The sequence below is a fragment of the Pseudomonas sp. IT-P12 genome (assembly GCF_949767465.1).
Lineage (GTDB): Bacteria > Pseudomonadota > Gammaproteobacteria > Pseudomonadales > Pseudomonadaceae > Aquipseudomonas.
In genome coordinates this window covers 354,024-370,700 of record NZ_CATKPY010000022.1, presented here as the reverse complement: position 1 = coordinate 370,700, position 16,677 = coordinate 354,024, and the positions used below count along the sequence as shown (strand labels likewise).

General features: G+C 60.9%; 15 protein-coding genes. 1 reads left to right on the top strand and 14 read right to left on the bottom strand.

Annotation, left to right across the window (positions count from 1 at the left end; all coding sequences use genetic code 11):
- Positions 1 to 24: 24 nt before the first annotated feature.
- Complete coding sequence (locus ACM6IM_RS16425; protein WP_414865716.1) at positions 25 to 1,767, top strand: ABC transporter substrate-binding protein; 1,743 nt, start codon at positions 25 to 27, stop codon at positions 1,765 to 1,767.
- Positions 1,768 to 1,813: 46 nt separating this feature from the next.
- Here the strand turns inward: ACM6IM_RS16425 and ACM6IM_RS16420 are convergent, their stop codons facing one another.
- The 14 genes from ACM6IM_RS16420 to nuoG all read right to left on the bottom strand — a co-directional run bounded on the left by ACM6IM_RS16420 (position 1,814) and on the right by nuoG (position 16,626).
- Positions 1,814 to 2,680: an alpha/beta fold hydrolase gene (locus ACM6IM_RS16420; RefSeq protein WP_414865715.1), complete on the bottom strand. Its 867-nt coding sequence runs from the start codon at positions 2,678 to 2,680 to the stop codon at positions 1,814 to 1,816.
- Positions 2,674 to 3,624: a class I SAM-dependent methyltransferase gene (locus ACM6IM_RS16415; RefSeq protein WP_414865714.1), complete on the bottom strand. Its 951-nt coding sequence runs from the start codon at positions 3,622 to 3,624 to the stop codon at positions 2,674 to 2,676. Before ACM6IM_RS16415 ends, ACM6IM_RS16420 begins: the two co-directional genes overlap by 7 nt.
- A complete protein-coding gene (locus ACM6IM_RS16410; protein ID WP_414865713.1) occupies positions 3,621 to 4,856 on the bottom strand; it encodes a YcaO-like family protein in 1,236 nt (411 codons plus the stop codon). The genes ACM6IM_RS16415 and ACM6IM_RS16410 overlap by 4 nt, the downstream gene beginning before the upstream one ends.
- A 145-nt stretch (positions 4,857 to 5,001) precedes the next feature.
- A complete protein-coding gene (locus tag ACM6IM_RS16405; protein ID WP_274610422.1) occupies positions 5,002 to 5,130 on the bottom strand; it encodes a hypothetical protein in 129 nt (42 codons plus the stop codon).
- 490 nt (positions 5,131 to 5,620) lie between these two features.
- Complete coding sequence (locus tag ACM6IM_RS16400) at positions 5,621 to 5,998, bottom strand: type II toxin-antitoxin system VapC family toxin (protein ID WP_414865712.1); 378 nt, start codon at positions 5,996 to 5,998, stop codon at positions 5,621 to 5,623.
- The gene (locus ACM6IM_RS16395) at positions 5,995 to 6,426 is read right to left on the bottom strand and encodes a type II toxin-antitoxin system Phd/YefM family antitoxin (RefSeq protein ID WP_414865711.1); all 432 of its coding nucleotides are present in this window, start codon (positions 6,424 to 6,426) and stop codon (positions 5,995 to 5,997) included. Before ACM6IM_RS16395 ends, ACM6IM_RS16400 begins: the two co-directional genes overlap by 4 nt.
- 205 nt (positions 6,427 to 6,631) lie before the next feature.
- Positions 6,632 to 8,095 (bottom strand): NADH-quinone oxidoreductase subunit NuoN, encoded by a 1,464-nt coding sequence (gene nuoN / locus ACM6IM_RS16390; protein ID WP_192304213.1) that lies wholly within the window; start codon positions 8,093 to 8,095, stop codon positions 6,632 to 6,634.
- A gap of 7 nt (positions 8,096 to 8,102) precedes the next feature.
- Positions 8,103 to 9,635: an NADH-quinone oxidoreductase subunit M gene (gene nuoM, locus ACM6IM_RS16385; protein WP_192304211.1), complete on the bottom strand. Its 1,533-nt coding sequence runs from the start codon at positions 9,633 to 9,635 to the stop codon at positions 8,103 to 8,105.
- Positions 9,636 to 9,675: 40 nt separating this feature from the next.
- Positions 9,676 to 11,529, bottom strand: coding sequence for an NADH-quinone oxidoreductase subunit L (gene nuoL, locus ACM6IM_RS16380; RefSeq protein WP_192304209.1), 1,854 nt, complete (start codon positions 11,527 to 11,529; stop codon positions 9,676 to 9,678).
- The gene (gene nuoK, locus ACM6IM_RS16375; protein WP_007940879.1) at positions 11,526 to 11,834 is read right to left on the bottom strand and encodes an NADH-quinone oxidoreductase subunit NuoK; all 309 of its coding nucleotides are present in this window, start codon (positions 11,832 to 11,834) and stop codon (positions 11,526 to 11,528) included. The genes nuoL and nuoK overlap by 4 nt, the downstream gene beginning before the upstream one ends.
- Positions 11,835 to 11,836: 2 nt before the next feature.
- Positions 11,837 to 12,340 carry an NADH-quinone oxidoreductase subunit J gene (gene nuoJ / locus ACM6IM_RS16370; protein WP_192304207.1) on the bottom strand — a complete coding sequence of 168 codons (504 nt, stop codon included), beginning with the start codon at positions 12,338 to 12,340 and terminating at the stop codon, positions 11,837 to 11,839.
- Positions 12,341 to 12,349: 9 nt separating this feature from the next.
- Entirely contained in the window at positions 12,350 to 12,895 is a 546-nt protein-coding gene (gene nuoI, locus ACM6IM_RS16365) for an NADH-quinone oxidoreductase subunit NuoI (protein WP_201190678.1), read from the bottom strand.
- A gap of 12 nt (positions 12,896 to 12,907) precedes the next feature.
- Positions 12,908 to 13,915, bottom strand: a complete 1,008-nt coding sequence (nuoH, locus tag ACM6IM_RS16360) for an NADH-quinone oxidoreductase subunit NuoH (protein ID WP_192304205.1) — start codon at positions 13,913 to 13,915, stop codon at positions 12,908 to 12,910.
- The gene (gene nuoG, locus ACM6IM_RS16355) at positions 13,912 to 16,626 is read right to left on the bottom strand and encodes an NADH-quinone oxidoreductase subunit NuoG (protein WP_414865710.1); all 2,715 of its coding nucleotides are present in this window, start codon (positions 16,624 to 16,626) and stop codon (positions 13,912 to 13,914) included. The genes nuoH and nuoG overlap by 4 nt, the downstream gene beginning before the upstream one ends.
- Between the last annotated feature and the right edge of the window lie 51 nt (positions 16,627 to 16,677).

Here is a 16,677-nt window from a genome sequence, read left to right as displayed (position 1 = left end):
CCGAAATCTAAACAGGAGGTCTCTATGTTCGACAAAAACAATAAGCTGCGACATAGCATTTCATTGGCAGCCATGCTGGCACTCAGCGGTTTGAGCGCTTCGGCGTGGGCCGATGCCTACGAGGATGCGGCGAAGAAATGGATTGGAAGCGAATTCAAGCCGTCCACCCTGACGGCCGAGCAGCAGTTGGAGGAGCTGAAGTGGTTCATCAAGGCGGCCGAGCCGTTTCGCGGGATGAACATCAAGGTGGTCTCGGAAACCATCGCCACCCACGAATACGAGTCCAAGGTGCTGGCCAAGGCCTTCAGCGAGATCACCGGGATCAAGCTGACCCACGACCTGTTGCAGGAAGGCGACGTGGTGGAGAAGCTGCAGACCGTGATGCAGTCCGACAAGAGCATCTATGACGGCTGGGTCAACGACTCGGACCTGATCGGTACGCACTTTCGCTACGGCAAGACCGAGTCGATCACCGACCTGATGGCCAACGAGGGCAAGAACTTCACCTCGCCGACCCTGGACCTCAAGGACTTCATCGGCATTTCGTTCACCACCGCGCCCGACGGCAAGATCTATCAACTGCCCGACCAGCAGTTCGCCAACCTGTACTGGTTCCGCGCCGACTGGTTCGAGCGCGCGGACCTCAAGGCCAAGTTCAAGGAAAAGTACGGCTATGAACTGGGTGTACCGGTGAACTGGTCGGCCTATGAAGACATCGCCAAGTTCTTCAGCGAGGACGTCAAGGAAATCGACGGCAAGCGGGTTTACGGGCACATGGACTATGGCAAGAAAGACCCGTCCCTGGGCTGGCGCTTCACCGATGCCTGGTTCTCCATGGCCGGTGGCGGCGACAAGGGCCTTCCCAACGGTCTGCCGGTGGACGAGTGGGGCATCCGCGTCGAGGACTGCCACCCGGTGGGTTCCAGCGTGACGCGGGGGGGCGATACCAACGGTCCGGCGGCGGTGTTCGCCACCACCAAATACGTGGACTGGATGAAGAAATATGCGCCGCCGGAAGCGGCGGGCATGACCTTCTCCGAATCGGGCCCGGTGCCTTCCCAGGGCAACATCGCCCAGCAGATCTTCTGGTACACCGCGTTCACCGCCGACATGACCAAGCCGGGCCTGGCGGTGATGAACGCCGATGGCACGCCGAAGTGGCGCATGGCGCCTTCGCCCAAGGGGCCTTACTGGGAAGAGGGCATGAAGCTGGGGTATCAGGATGTGGGTTCCTGGACTTTCATGAAGTCCACGCCCGAGAAGCAGAAACTGGCGGCCTGGCTGTATGCGCAGTTCGTGACCTCGAAAACCGTGTCGCTGAAGAAAACCATCGTCGGCCTGACCCCGATCCGCGAGTCGGACATCAACTCGCAGGCGATGACCGACCTGGCGCCGAAACTCGGTGGCCTGGTGGAGTTCTACCGCAGCCCGGCCCGCGTGCAATGGTCGCCGACCGGGACCAACGTGCCGGACTATCCGCGTCTGGCGCAACTGTGGTGGAGCCACATCGCCGAAGCGGCCAGCGGCGAGAAAACCCCGCAGCAGGCGCTGGATGGCCTGGCCAAGGATCAGGATGCGATTATGACCCGTCTGGAGCGCTCGAAGGCACAAGCCACCTGCGCGCCGAAGATGAACCCCGAGCGTGATGCGCAGTACTGGTTCGACCAACCGGGTGCACCGAAACCGAAATTGGCGAACGAAAAGCCCCAGGGCGAAACCGTGAGCTACAGCGAACTGCTGAAATCGTGGGCGGACGCGCGTAAGTAATCACCGGGCCAACGCTGTTCGACGGCACCTTCGGGTGCCGTTTTTTTCAATTCAGGGTTTGACGTTTCAACGCGTGGCGCACAGCCTTCAGGATGGATGGCTCGAACGCGTTGTGGCCGGCGTGAAACAGCTGGAACTGCAATGGCTGGCGTCGCCGAAGCCAGCGAATGCTGGACATCCCGAGCAGATCCTTGGTGCCCTGGATCACTTGCGTGTTGGCATCCAGAGACAACACTTCATCCGCGCGCGTGAAAAAGTAGCGGTTGACGTGGTAATGCAACTCCAGGCGGATGGCGCGTACGGCTTGCTCGTCGACGAAGCTGGACAGCGCACTGGGGGGCATCGATTCTCCGTTCATGTACAGGCAAGCGCGTATCCAGTGCAAGGCCGCGTGGCGCTGTTGCAAGGTGCAGCCTTTGTTGAGGATCTGGTAGATCGCTCCGGTATTGGCGGCGCACGTGCCCTGATGGATGGCTCCCAAGCCGTGATTCAGGCTTTCATCGTAGGCGCTGACATTTTGCGCGAAGGGTACGAAGACCGAGGCCAGGGTGGTCTTCAGCACGGCTTGCGGGTAGCGTTGCTGGTATTGAATGGCCAGCCAGCTTCCCCATGAAACGCCCAGCAGGCTGATTTTTTCGAAGCCCAGGTACCGCCGCAGGCCATCGATGTCTTCGACACAATGCCCGGTGTCGTTGTGCTCGCGCTCGCCGTGGGGAAGCGAGCGACCGCAGCCGCGCTGGTCGAGCAGAATGATGTCGAAACGGCCCTCATCGAAGAACTCCAGGTGCTGGCGATGGCAGTAGCCCGCCGGTCCGCCGTGCAGGAAAAAAATCGGTTCGCCGCCCGGTGTGCCGCACCGTTCCCAATAGAGCTGATGACCGTCCTCGGTCGGGTAGTAGCCGTGAGTCAGCATGGCACGGGCACCCTCAGTCGGTAGAACTCGAACAGTTCCGCGTGGCCAGGTCGGGCCGCAACGCTGGAGACCAGTTCGAGCCCCAGGGAATGGGCCATGTGCGGCACTGCGAGCAGGACAGGCGTATGGCCGAACAGCAAGATCGTGCCGCCGGGATTGACACAGGCCAGCATGTCCTGGAACGCGCGCTGCGCATCCTTGCGTGTCATGACCTCGGCATTGAGGAACCGCAGGATCAGGACATCGCATCGAACATCGGACTTCGCTATGTGGCGGGCATCGGCCAGGAAAAAGCGCACGGCCGAGGTGCCGTGCCGTTCCAGCGCATGTTCGATCATCGAGGCCGAGCGATCGGATCCCAGGCAATGGCGATCCGGCAGTTGTGCGGCCAGGTGCGTGATCAACTCCCCGGTGGAACAGGCGGGGTCGAGTATCACCGACCCCGGATTCGACAAGGTCTTGAGCAGGGCGCTGCAGTATTGACGGAAATGCGCCTCGTCGGCATCCAGCAAGGCCGCGAGTGCGGGGTTGTACTGCCAGAAATCCGGGGGGCAGACAAATTCCCGGCCACCGTCGTCCAGGGCGGGAAACGGGAAACTGAGCGCACTGTTCGATTGCGTCAGGGCGTTGGCAAACGCGGCTTCCTTATCCTGCGCGGACACCGTGCGAAAACAGATCACGGCGCCTTGATTGCCCCACTGCCATTGCACCAGCGGGCCGAGCAGCATCCAGGGCTTGAGCACGCTGCTGACATACCAGCCCCGGGGATCGCTGTGCTGCAGGATCTTGCGGCCCACCCAGGCGTTGCCGTTCACCCGCAGGACGAACAGATGATGCAGGCCCGGACCCCGGGGTTCGATGTAGCAGTCGAACTCGGCCGATTCGGCCTGGCAGTGAATGAAGGATCGAGCGAGTTGGTGTTCGCGATGCAGGGCAGGGTTCATGCCGGCACCTCGTCACAGGGTTGCAGGCGCCGACCTCGTGCCTGGGGAATGACCACATTGCCGCTCGATACCACGAAAAACCGTTCCAGCCCTGGAATGACCACGTTGACCAACGTGGTGCCCAGCCGGCTCTGATGCAGTCGGGAGACCCCCAGCGTGCGCCCGTGGCGGTGCAGGTCCATGGCCAGCAGATTGATTTGTTCGGACAGAGGGCGCTCGGGGCAAGCATCGGGCAGCTCGACGGTGATCTGCCCGCACAGGTCCAGCAGCGGCTGCAGGTCCAATTGCAGGCAGCGGAGCAGGCGCGGGAACGGCTTCAAGTGGCGTTGTGCGTTGTTCAGGTCATGGCGCAATTCCGGCTCCGAGGCCGTGTGATGCATCTGGACCAGTTCGGTCAATGCCCGCCAGGCGCCATGGCGCGGGCTGAGCGAGCAGCCGCTGCCGAACACGCGCGGATGATCGCTGGGTCCCGTCGAGAAGGCCAGGAAGGTTCTGGGCAAAAATTCGCTGCTGATGTCGATCAGGACGATTTGCTCGCCGATCTCCGCTTCGGCGTCCCGCCATAACCGGCCCAGTTCATCGTCTGCCGCCATTCGGGCGACCCGGCGCAGGGCAGGGCGCTGTTCGTAGTAGAAATGCTTCAGCAGAAACAACGAGACGGCATCGCGCTCGATGCATTCATTGGCCGCGTGCAATACCGCTTCGTTGTAACTGGCACCAATCGCCGTTCCACTGTTGGACGCGTAACGCCTTAATGTGCCGTAGTCGGTGGTGTCGTGTTGCAATGTTTTGTTCGCGTAGTCAGGCGAACACAAGGCGACCGGATAATAAAACGAGATTTTTTTCAGTAGATCCGTATAAGTACGGCAGGCAATCAGGGCTTCGGGTTGTTCGATCAGGGGCGTCAGCACGGTGTCGTCGTTAAAGAGTGGCAGGTTGGAAAAATAACGTGAAGGAATGCAGCGAATATCGTCCGTGCTGATGTGATCGCTCAGATGATGTTCCAGGGCCTCGTAGAGCGCCCCCACACGAGCCTGCGGCAAGTAACCTTTGCCGGCCCCCCGTGCGATGCCGCATTGACTGGTGCAATTGAACGACACCTGTACTGCGACCACGCGCTGGCCCAGTTGGCGAGATTCGGCATGCAGTTCCAGGTCATGCAGTTCGGCGTTGATTCGCTGTTCAGCCTGACCCAGGGTGAGTTCTCGCTCCGCACAGATGAAGCTGTCCATTGTTCATTCCCTCGAAAACAGCGACTTGCTCCGCCTTCTTCAGGAGCGAGCTTGCTGGCAATGCCCCGCTGGGTATCAGCTATCCAGCGTTGTCGTTGCCGTCCATCGCGAGCCAGCTCGCTCCTGCTGTAATGGCAGGTTGTGTTTATTCGGCGTCCAGTTCGGCCTGTTCAGTTTCGGTCAATTGCAGCTCTTCGATTTGTTCTTCCGTAGGCGCGTCCTGTTGTTCAAGTTCAACAACTTTGTTGGCATTCAGTTTTCCGATGTAACCCATATCTAAAATCCCTTTTTGTTTGAGGTGGGGTGTGCTGAAACGAGCACGGAATGACTGTATGAGCTGGACATTGGCCGGTCAAAAGTTGCAGGAAGTGTCATTGCGCGGGTTTGGATAGGCGGAAAAACGTACACACCAATCGGCGATTGACGAGGGCGATTCGTGAATCAGGGCATTTGTCGAGTTGATGTCCGATGGAGGCTGCGATTTCGTAGAGTTGAGTGTGGGAGGTTTCAGCCAATGGCGTGGCCCATTAGCAATGACTGGGCTGTTTGCGATTTTTCGCTGGGTAAGTGTTGAGATTTTTCCTTCGATATTTGAAGGCCCCTCATGCATGCGCGCCGGATTTAAGCGCTACACGGATTGCCATTCGGGCGCTACGAAAAAAGGCAGTGGCTGCGCTGCCACAAATGCAAACGGCACCCGAAGGTGCCGTTTTCCTGTTGCGCAATGCCTGAACAAATGCGCTGCATAACCTTTGTCGCAGGTGCTAAATCAAAATGGCCAAGGATGTGTACCTCGCCATGATCGGATCTGCAGTCATGAGCTTCATCGGTTCGGACATGGCGGTTGCGACGATGATTCGATCAAAAGGATCGCGATGATGAGGTTCAAGGTCTTTCACGGCGATGGCATGTTCCGCTGAAACGGGTAACTCAATGAACCCGCTTTCGATGCAGTACTGTCGGATTTCCTCCAGATCAACGTTGAGCTTTCCCAGACCGACCTTTATCGCCATTTCCCAGAACGTCGCGGCACTGACATAAATTTCTGCGGCGTTGTCGATGAGTGTCCGGGCTTTGCCAGATAGCTTCGGATCATCGGCGAGTGCCCACAAAAGAACATGAGTGTCGAGCAGCACCCTCACGGTTGCCGTCCTTCGAACGCATCCAGCAGGTCGTCAGGTAGAGGCGCATCGAGATCTTCGCTCAGGATGAGCTTGCCTTTCATCGCTCCGATTCGTCGTCCGCGTGGTCGCTCGACGGGAACCAGGCGAGCGAGTGGTCGACCGTGTTTAGCGATCGTGATGACCTGCCCGGCCGCTGCGTCGTCGACGAGTTTGGATAAATTGTTTTTGGCTTCAGCCAGCGGAACGATGATCATGTGATGCCTCCCAGATTCTGGACAAATATAGCCAGAATTTTTTGAGGCTGCAAAGCTGCAGACGTTCTCGGCACACTGGAATGACAAGCGGTTGTTTTCGTCGTTGTAGCGTTGTGGCGCTGTCGGCTTCCGACGCACAGTGGCCATGGCATCAAGGCCATCCATCAATTTATGCAAGGTGTCGCGTTTCATCGTTTTCTTTCGCCTCGACTGCTGCATCAAGTGAGCAATCAAGCTAAATCCCGCGACTGAATTTTACCCGTCGGACGCAACGGATAATTGCGCATGATTTTTCGGAGGCAGAGCGGAAGGGGATCGCATCAGTAACAAATCCCACAAACGCAAAAACGGCACCCGAAGGTGCCGTTTGCGTTTGCTACCGGGTGTCGTCAGGCGATCAACCCGCCAGTACCGCCTGCTGAACCAGTGTCAGCAATGGCTGTGGGTACAAGCCGAGGAAGAAGGCCAGGACGGCGATGGCCAGCAGCATGACGCCACCTGCCTTCTGTTCCCAGTGCAGTTGGGCGTCGTGGCGACGCAGGTTCGGTTCGATCAGGTACAGGGTGACCATCACGCGCAGGTAGTAGAACACGCCGATGGCGCTGCCCATCACCAGGGAACCGACCAGCCACCATTGGTGCGACTCGACACCGGTGGCGATGATGTAGAACTTGCCGATGAAGCCTGCGGTCAGCGGAATGCCGGCCAGGGACAGCATCATCACGGTGAGTACGGCGGTCAGGTACGGACGGCGCCAGAACAGGCCGCGGTATTCGTACAGGGCATCCGCATCGCGGCCGTTGTACGGTGACGACATCAGGGTAATCACACCGAAAGCGCCCAGGCTGGTGATCACGTAGGTGACCAGGTACACGCCGATGGCTTCCACTGCCAGCCCCTTGCTCGCCACCAGGGCGATCAGCAGGTAACCGAAGTGGGCGATGGACGAGTAACCGAGCAGACGCTTGAGGTTGCTCTGGGTCAGGGCCAGCAGGTTACCGAAGAGGATCGAGGCAATGGCGATGACCGTCAGTACGTCGCTCAGGACACCGCTGCTGGCAGCAGGCGAGAGCTGGAACAGACGCACCATCACCGCGAACACGGCGACTTTCGAGGCGGTTGCCAGGAACGCGGCGACCGGTGCCGGAGCACCTTCGTACACGTCCGGCGTCCACAGGTGGAACGGTACCAGCGACAGCTTGAATGCCAGGCCGATCAGCATCATGCCCAGGCCCAGTTGCGCCAGTGCACTTGGCAGCCCGGTGGCCGCCAGGGCCTGGCCGATACCGACGAAGCTCAGGGAGCCGGCGTCAGCGTAGAGCAGGGCCATACCGAACAACAGGAACGCGGAACCGGCAGCCGACAGCACCATGTACTTGATGCCAGCTTCCAGAGAACGCTTGTTGAAGAAGGCATAGGCCACCAGACCGTAGACCGGCACCGACAGCAGTTCCAGGCCAATGAACAACCCGGCCAGGTGCTGCGCGCTGACCAGGACCAGGCCACCGGCGGCGGCCATCAGGATCAGCAGGTACAGTTCTTCGCGGTTGCCCGGGTAACCCGAACCGCCATCGCCGAGGTAGGCGTGGGCGAGGGTGACGCAGGCGAGGGTGGCGACCAGGATCAACGCCATGTACAGGCAGGCAAAGGTGTCGATCTGCAGCAAGGGGGTCACGGCCAGGGGCGCGACTTTCAGTGCCGGCAGGATCGACAGCAACGCCAGGTTCAGACCCGCCACGGAAATCAGGAAGGTCTGCGAGTGGTTGCGACGCCAGGCGATCGCCAGCATCACCACGATAATGGTGAGGCTGGTGATCAACAGTGGCGCTAGCGCAATAAAGTGTTGAATCGTGAATTCCATAGCGCTCTTACCGGGCCGAAGCGAGTTGAGTGAAGGCGGTGCCGAGCCATTGCTGCACGCCATGCATCGTCGCAGCAGAGGTGTCGAGGAACGGTTGCGGGTAGACGCCGATGTAGATCAGCAAGACCGCCAGACCGACCACCATGATCAGTTCGCGAGCATCCATGCCGTGCATCACCGCGTCCGATTTCGACGGGCCGAAGTAGGCACGGTGGATCATGATCAGCGAGTACACCGAGCCGAACACCAGACCGGACGTCGCGATCGCGGTGATCCACGGCGAGGCGGCGAAGGTGCCGATCAGGATCAGGAACTCACCGACGAAGTTACCGGTGCCCGGCAAGCCCAGGGACGCAGCGGCGAAGAACAGGCTGATGGCCGGCAGGTAGGCGATCTTCGACCACAGGCCACCCATTTCACGCATGTCGCGGGTGTGGGTGCGTTCGTACAGCTGACCACTGAGGATAAACAGTGCCGCGGCGGATACACCGTGCGCCAGCATCTGGATCACGGCGCCCTGCAGGGCCAGTTGGCTGCCGGAGTAGATGCCGATCAGTACGAAGCCCATGTGGGAAACGGACGAGAAGGCGATCAGGCGCTTGATGTCGGTTTGTGCGAATGCCAGGAACGCGCCGTAGAAAATCCCGATCAGACCGAGGGTCATGGCAATCGGCGCGAATTCGGCCGAGGCATTCGGGAACAGTGGCAGGGCGAAACGCAGCAGACCGTAGGCCGCGGTTTTCAGCAGGATACCGGCGAGATCGACGGAACCTGCAGTCGGCGCCTGGGCGTGAGCGTCAGGCAGCCAGGAGTGGAACGGCACGACCGGCAGCTTCACCGCGAAGGCGATGAAGAAACCGAGCATCAGGATGTACTCGGTGGTCGTCGACATCTTGGTCTTCAACAGGTCGGCGTAGTTGAAGGTAATCACGCCGGTGTCGTTGAAGTTGACCAGCACCAGACCGAGGATCGCCACCAGCATGATCAGGCCGGAAGCCTGGGTGAAGATGAAGAACTTGGTCGCGGCGTAGATCCGGGTTTTCTTGCCGTCCGAAGAACTGTGACCCCAGAGCGCGATGAGGAAGTACATCGGCACCAGCATCATTTCCCAGAAGAAGAAGAACATGAACAGGTCGAGGGCGAGGAACACGCCGACGACACCGCCCAGGATCCACATCAGGTTCAGGTGGAAGAAACCGACGTGACGCTGGATCTCTTTCCACGAGCAGAGTACCGAGAGGATACCCAGCAGGCCGGTCAGCAGGATCATCAACAGCGACAGGCCGTCGAGGGCCAGGTGCACGTTGATGCCGAAGCGCTGGATCCAGACGTGTTTGAACTCAATCACCCAGGTCGGATCGGCACCCGGTGCCGGTGCAAATGAATAATCACCGTGGGCCCACAGCCAGAGGCCGAGGGCGAGTTCCAGGGTCATGGTCAACAGCGCAATCCAGCGGGGGAGGGTGGCGCCGAAGCGTTCACCCATCCAGCACAGCAGGCCGCCGATGAAGGGGATCAGGATTAGCCAAGGCAGAATCATGACGGGCTCAATTCCTTTCGCAAGTTCGCAAGGTTCATATTCAGACCGCTACCAGCACAATGGCGCCGATGACCAGCACGGAGCCGGCTGCCATCGAGGCCGCGTACCAACGCAGTTGACCGGTTTCGGTACGGCTCAGGGCGGTGTGGCCGCCTTTGGCCATGCGCGGGATCAGACCGATGGTCTGGTCGAGCGGGTCTTTGCGCAGGATGTGGCTGATCGCCAGGTATGGCTTGACGAACAGTTTGTCGTAGATCCAGTCGAAGCCCCAGGCAGCGAACCACCAGGCCGACAGGAAACGGCCGATGCCGCTGTTGGCGATGGCCGTGACAAAGCGACGCTTGCCGAGGAACAGCAGCGCAGCCAGCAGGATACCGGCCAGGGCGATGGCGCCCGAGGCGATTTCCAGGCTGTGCTTGGCTTCGCCGCCGGCATGGCCGACGCTTTGCGGCAGCACACCGTGCAGCGGCGGAACGATCATGGCGCCGACGAAGGTCGACAGCACGATCAGCACCGACAGCGGCAACCAGTGGGCAATGCCGTGGCCGGCATGGGCTTCGGTCTTGGCTTCACCGTGGAACGCGATGAAGATCAGGCGGAAGGTGTACAGCGAGGTCATGAATGCGCCGACCAGACCTGCATAGAGCAGACCCTGATTGCCGCTGGCAAACGCTTCCCAAAGGATTTCGTCCTTGGAGTAGAAGCCTGCGGTGACCAGTGGCAGGGCCGCGAGGGCCGCGCCGCCGACGATGAAGCTGGCGTAGGCCAGTGGCAGTTTCTTCCACAGGCCGCCCATCTTGAAGATGTTCTGCTCGTGGTGGCAGGCAACGATCACCGCACCGGACGCAAGGAACAGCAGGGCCTTGAAGAAGGCGTGGGTCATCAGGTGGAAAATCGCGCCATCCCATGCACCGACGCCCAACGCCAGGAACATGTAGCCGATCTGGCTCATGGTCGAGTAGGCGAGGATCCGCTTGATGTCGGTCTGCACCAGCGCGGCAAAGCCGGCCAGGACCAGGGTCACGCCACCGACGATGCCCACCAGGTGCAGGATGTCCGGTGCGAGGCTGAACAGGCCGTGAGTACGGGCGATCAGGTAGACGCCGGCGGTCACCATGGTCGCGGCGTGGATCAGTGCCGAAACCGGGGTAGGACCGGCCATCGCATCCGCCAGCCAGGTCTGCAGCGGCAGTTGTGCGGACTTACCGACAGCGCCACCCAGCAGCATCAGGGTCGCCAGGACCATCCAGAAGTCACCGGCCTGGAATTTCTGCGGCGCCAGGACCAGCAGCTCCTGGACGTTGAGCGTACCCAGCTGCACGAACAGGATGAACAGGCCGATGGCCATGAACACGTCGCCGATGCGGGTGACGATGAAGGCCTTGAGTGCCGCGTTACCGTTGTTGCGGTTGCTGTAGTAGAAACCGATCAACAGGTACGAGCACAGGCCCACGCCTTCCCAGCCGAAGTACAGGAACAACAGGTTATCGCCGAGGATCAGGAACAGCATGCTGGCGATGAACAGGTTGGTGTAGGCGAAGAAACGCGAGTAACCGTCTTCACCGCGCATGTACCAGGACGCGAACAGGTGGATCAGGAAGCCGACGCCCACGACCACACCGAGCATGGTCACGGACAGGCCATCCAGGTACAGCGCGAAGTTGGGCGTGAAGCCTTCCACCGCCATCCACTGCCACAACACCTGGGTGTAGTGGCCGCCTTCAGGCGGGGCGACGTTGAATTGCCAGATCACGTAGGCGGCGACAATGGCCGACAGGCCGACCGAGCCGACGCCGATCAGGGCGGCCAGGTTTTCCGAGAGGCGTCCACGGGAGAACGACAGCAGCAGGAAACCAATGAGAGGGAATACGAAAGTCAGAAAGAGTAGGTTCATCCGCGCATCTCACTGGCAGCGTCGATATCGAGCGTGTGGAAGCGGCGATACAGTTGCAACAGGATCGCCAGGCCGATACTGGCCTCGGCGGCTGCCAGGCTGATCACCAGGATGAACATGATCTGTCCATCCGGCTGAGCCCAGCGGCTACCGGCAACGATGAACGCCAGGGCGGAGGCATTCATCATGACCTCCAGGCTCATCAGCACGAAAAGAATGTTGCGGCGGACCATCAGGCCGACCAGACCGAGGCAGAACAGGATGCCGGCGACCGCCAGACCATGCTCCAAAGGGATAGCAGGCATCGTCATTGCTCCTTGGCTTCGTTGCGGCCCAGGTGGAACGCCGTGACGGCTGCAGCGAGCAGCAGCATCGAGGCGAGTTCGACCACCAGCAGGTAAGGGCCGAACAGGCTGATGCCCACGGCCTTGGCGTCTACGGTGGTGTGGCCGATGGCCTGGCCACTCTGGTGGGAGAACAGCACGTACAGCAGTTCCACCAGCAGCAGCGTGGCGAGCACGACCGGCCCGCCCCAGATACCGGGCTTGAGCCAGACGCGCTCTTGCTGAACCGAGGCCGGGCCGAGGTTCAGCATCATCACCACGAACACGAACAGCACCATGATGGCGCCAGCGTAGGCGATCACTTCCAGGACACCGGCAAACGGTGCGCCGAGGGCGAAGAACGTCATGGCCACGGCGATCAGCGAAATGATCAGGTAGAGCAGGGCGTGCACGGGGTTGGTGTGGGTGATCACGCGAAGCGTGGACACCACAGCGATACCCGATGCGAAATAGAAAGCGAATTCCATCTTTCTTCCTTAAGGCAGCAAGCTCTTCACGTTGATCGGTTCGGCTTCATTCTGCGCGGCGCCTTTTGGCTTGCCGGCAATGGCCATACCTGCAACACGATAGAAGTTGTAATCAGGGTTTTTGCCGGGGCCGGAGATCAGCAGATCTTCTTTCTCGTAAACCAGGTCCTGACGTTTGAACTCGGCCATCTCGAAATCCGGTGTCAGCTGGATCGCGGTGGTCGGGCAGGCTTCCTCGCAGAGGCCGCAGAAAATGCAGCGCGAGAAGTTGATGCGGAAGAAGTCCGGGTACCAGCGACCGTCTTCGGTTTCAGCTTTCTGCAGCGAGATGCACCCGACCGGACAGGCCACGGCGCACAGGTTGCAGGCTACGCAACGCTCCTCGCCATCGGGGTCACGGGTCAGGACGATACGGCCACGGTAGCGCGGCGGCAGGTAGACCGGTTCTTCCGGGTACTGCAACGTGTCGCGCTTGCGGAAGGCGTGGCCGAAGATCATCACCAGGCTGCGAAGCTGGGTGTAGAGGCCATGCACGATGTCAAAAATGTACTTCATGATTCTCTATCCTCACTGAGCCGCGACGGCGGGCGTGTTGAGCAACACGATCGCAGCGGTCACCAGCATGTTGACGAGGGTCAGCGGCAGGCAGAACTTCCAGCTGAAATCCATCACTTGGTCATACCGTGGGCGCGGAATCGAAGCGCGCAACAGGATGAAGATCATGATGAAAAACGCGGTTTTCAGTGCGAACCAGATGAACGGGATCTGCGGCAGAATGTTGAACGGACCGTGCCAGCCACCGAAGAACAGAGTCACCAGCAGCGCCGAGATCAGCACGATGCCGATGTACTCGCCGACGAAGAACATGCCCCATTTCATGCCGGCGTATTCAATGTGGTAACCGTCGGCCAGTTCCTGCTCCGCTTCCGGCTGGTCGAACGGGTGACGGTGAGTCACGGCGACGCCAGCGATGAAGAAGGTCAGGAAACCGAAGATCTGCGGGATGATGAACCACAGGTTCTGCGCTTGATAGTCAACGATGTCGCGCATGTTGAACGAGCCGACCTGGATCACGATGCCCATCAGCGACAGGCCCATGAACACCTCGTACGACACGGTCTGCGCCGAGGCCCGCAAGCTGCCCAGCAGGGCGAACTTGTTGTTGCTCGACCAGCCGGCGAACAACACCGCGTACACCGACAGGCCCGCCATCGCGAAGAAGAACAGGATGCCGATGTTCAGGTCCGCCACACCCCAGGTCGGGGTGACCGGAATGATCGCGAAGGCAATCAGCAGGGCGCTCATGGCCACGACCGGTGCCAGGGTGAAGATCATCTTGTCGGCGAACGGTGGCGTCCAGTCTTCCTTGAAGAACATCTTGATCATGTCGGCCGCGATCTGGAACGCGCCGAACGGGCCGACGCGGTTCGGACCGTAACGGTCCTGCCAGAGGGCGAGCAGACGACGCTCGACCCAGCTGAGCAGCGCGCCGCAAATCACCACGGCGAGCAGAATCACGATGGCCTTGAGGACCGCGATGATCACGTCAATCACTTCAGGCGTGAACCAGGTCATTGAGCTGCCTCCTGCAGACCGTCAACGGAAAGGCCGAAAATCGCTGGCGGAATGCCTGCGATACCGGCCGGCAGTGCCACCAGGCCAGCACCCAGCTCTTCGTTGATGCGCAGCGGCAGACGCAGGGTCTGGCCGGCCACGTTCAAGCTCAGCAGGGCACCGTCGTTGACACCCAGGCGATCGGCTTCGGACTTGGCCAGTGCGACGTAGGCGCTTGGAATGCGTTCCTGGACCGGCGCGGCTTTCGAAGAGTTCTCTTCGCTGCCGAACAGGTGGAAGAACGGCACGGCCTGCCAGGTGCCCTGGGCCGGGTTGAAGGCGCGCGGCACGCTTGAGAACCAGTTCAGCGAGTCACCGCTGGTTTCGATCAGGCGGGTGCCCGGGTCGCCAGCGCGGAGGTGACCACCGACTTCGTCCTGGAACTTGTTCCAGGCTTGCGGCGAGTTCCAGCCCGGCGACCAGGCGAACGGCACTTGCTGACGCGGTTCGGCCGAACCCGAGTAACCTTCCATCGAGAAGGAGAACGCGGTGTCGTTGTCTTGCGGGGTACGCGGTTCGTGCACGCTGATATCGGCGCGCATGGCGGTGCGACCGGAATAACGCAGTGGTTCACGCGCCAGTTTCAGACCCTTGATGCGGAACGCGGCGGACGGTGCGGCGTCGACGATGCGCGCCAGTTGCGGCGTGCTGTCAGCGACGGCAGCGGTGACGTGGTCCAGTTGGGTCCAGTCGATCGGCTGGTTCAACAGGGTTGCGCGCAGCGCATGCAGCCAGCGCCAGCCTTCGTGAACCAGGATGCTCGCGTCCATGTATTGCGGGTCGAAAACCTGGAAGAAGCGCTGGGCGCGTCCTTCCTGGCTGACCAGCGTACCGTCGCCTTCGGCGAAGCTGGCGGCTGGCAGGACCAGGTGCGCGCGATCGCCGGTGGCGGTTTTCTGATGGTCGGCGACGATCACGACTTTTGCCGCGGTCAGGGCGGCATCGACCTTGGCCTTGTCGGTACGGGTGTACAGATCGTTTTCCAGCACGACGATGGCGTCGGCCTGGCCGTCGATCACCGCTTGCAGGGCGGCATCCACCGATTCGCCACCGAGCATGGCCAGGCCGAGGCTGTTGGCCTCCGGCACGATCAGGCTGATGGAACCGTTTTTCTCGCGCAGCTTGAGCGCCTTGGCGATGTTGGCCGCCGCTTCGATCAGTGCCCTGGAACCCAGCGAGGTGCCGGCGATGATCAATGGACGCTTGGCTGCCAGCAGGGCATCGGCGATGCGCTTGACCAGGTCGAGGGCTTCGCTGTCCAGGCCTTCGACCGCTGGAGCGCTGGCGTCGAGGGCATGGGCCACAGCGAAACCAATGCGTGCCAGGTCGTCGGGAGCAGCGTGAACGCACTCTTCGGCGATGTCGTCGAGCTTGGTTTCAGCCAGGCTGGCGATGAACAGCGGGTTCAGCTCGTGCTGACCGATGTTCTTCACGGCGGCGTCGAGCCACGGCTGGACGCGCATGGCGTCGGCCATGTCCTCGGCCTTGCCCTTGACCGACTGGCGCAGGGCCAGGGCCATGCGGGCGGCGGTCTGGGTCAGGTCTTCACCGAGGACGAACACGGCATCGTGGTCTTCGATGTCGCGCATGTTCGGCACAGGCAGCGGGCTGTCCTTGAGGACCTGCAGCACCAGGCGGATGCGTTCCAGTTCCCCGGCTTCGATACCCGAATAGAAGTGCTCGGCGCCGACCAGCTCGCGCAACGCGTAGTTGCTTTCCAGGCTGGCGCGCGGCGAACCGATGCCGACGATGTTGCGACCGCGCAGCAGGTCGGCGGCTTTATCCAGTGCTTCGTCCAGGCCCAGCTTGGCGCCGTTGGCCAGCAACGGTTGACGTGGACGGTCGGTGCGGTTGACGTAGCCGTAGCCGAAGCGGCCACGGTCGCACAGGAAGTACTGGTTGACCGAACCGTTAAAGCGGTTTTCGATGCGACGCAGTTCACCGTAACGCTCGCCCGGGGAGATGTTGCAACCGCTGGAGCAGCCATGGCAGATGCTCGGGGCGAACTGCATGTCCCATTTACGGTTGTAGCGCTCGGAGTGAGTCTTGTCGGTGAACACACCGGTCGGGCAGACCTCGGTGAGGTTGCCGGAGAACTCGCTTTCCAGGGTGCCGTCTTCAACGCGACCGAAGTACACGTTGTCGTGGGCGCCGAATACACCCAGGTCGGTGCCGCCGGCGTAGTCCTTGTAGAAACGCACGCAGCGGTAGCAGGCGATGCAGCGGTTCATCTCGTGGGAGATGAACGGGCCCAGTTGCTGGTTCTGGTGGGTGCGCTTCTTGAAGCGATAACGGCGCTCGTTGTGGCCGGTCATCACGGTCATGTCTTGCAGGTGGCAGTGACCGCCTTCCTCACAGACCGGGCAGTCGTGAGGGTGGTTGGTCATCAGCCATTCAACGACACTGGCGCGGAAGGCCTTGGACTCCTCATCGTCGATGGAGATCCAGGTGTTGTCGGTGGCAGGGGTCATGCAGGACATGACGATACGACCGCGGGTGTCGTTTTCGTCGGTGTACTGCTTGACCGCGCACTGGCGGCAAGCGCCAACGCTGCCCAGGGCAGGGTGCCAGCAGAAATAAGGAATATCGAGGCCTAGCGACAGACATGCCTGTAACAGGTTGTCTGCCCCGTCGACTTCGAGCGCTTTGCCGTCTACGTGGATAGTGGCCATGGTTCAAAGTTCTTCGTTGGCCCGGTGTCAGCGGGCGTGGCTAATGGAATC

Coding starts and splice junctions, on each gene's coding strand:
- nuoH (WP_192304205.1), bottom strand. CDS start 13,915: ATGACCTGGTTCACGCCTGAAGTGATTGACGTGATCATCGCGGTCCTC.
- nuoK (WP_007940879.1), bottom strand. CDS start 11,834: ATGCCTGCTATCCCTTTGGAGCATGGTCTGGCGGTCGCCGGCATCCTG.
- nuoI (WP_201190678.1), bottom strand. CDS start 12,895: ATGAAGTACATTTTTGACATCGTGCATGGCCTCTACACCCAGCTTCGC.
- nuoM (WP_192304211.1), bottom strand. CDS start 9,635: ATGATTCTGCCTTGGCTAATCCTGATCCCCTTCATCGGCGGCCTGCTG.
- ACM6IM_RS16420 (WP_414865715.1), bottom strand. CDS start 2,680: ATGCTGACTCACGGCTACTACCCGACCGAGGACGGTCATCAGCTCTAT.
- nuoN (WP_192304213.1), bottom strand. CDS start 8,095: ATGGAATTCACGATTCAACACTTTATTGCGCTAGCGCCACTGTTGATC.
- nuoG (WP_414865710.1), bottom strand. CDS start 16,626: ATGGCCACTATCCACGTAGACGGCAAAGCGCTCGAAGTCGACGGGGCA.
- ACM6IM_RS16425 (WP_414865716.1), top strand. CDS start 25: ATGTTCGACAAAAACAATAAGCTGCGACATAGCATTTCATTGGCAGCC.
- ACM6IM_RS16415 (WP_414865714.1), bottom strand. CDS start 3,624: ATGAACCCTGCCCTGCATCGCGAACACCAACTCGCTCGATCCTTCATT.
- ACM6IM_RS16395 (WP_414865711.1), bottom strand. CDS start 6,426: ATGAAACGCGACACCTTGCATAAATTGATGGATGGCCTTGATGCCATG.
- ACM6IM_RS16405 (WP_274610422.1), bottom strand. CDS start 5,130: ATGGGTTACATCGGAAAACTGAATGCCAACAAAGTTGTTGAACTTGAA.
- ACM6IM_RS16410 (WP_414865713.1), bottom strand. CDS start 4,856: ATGGACAGCTTCATCTGTGCGGAGCGAGAACTCACCCTGGGTCAGGCT.
- nuoJ (WP_192304207.1), bottom strand. CDS start 12,340: ATGGAATTCGCTTTCTATTTCGCATCGGGTATCGCTGTGGTGTCCACG.
- nuoL (WP_192304209.1), bottom strand. CDS start 11,529: ATGAACCTACTCTTTCTGACTTTCGTATTCCCTCTCATTGGTTTCCTG.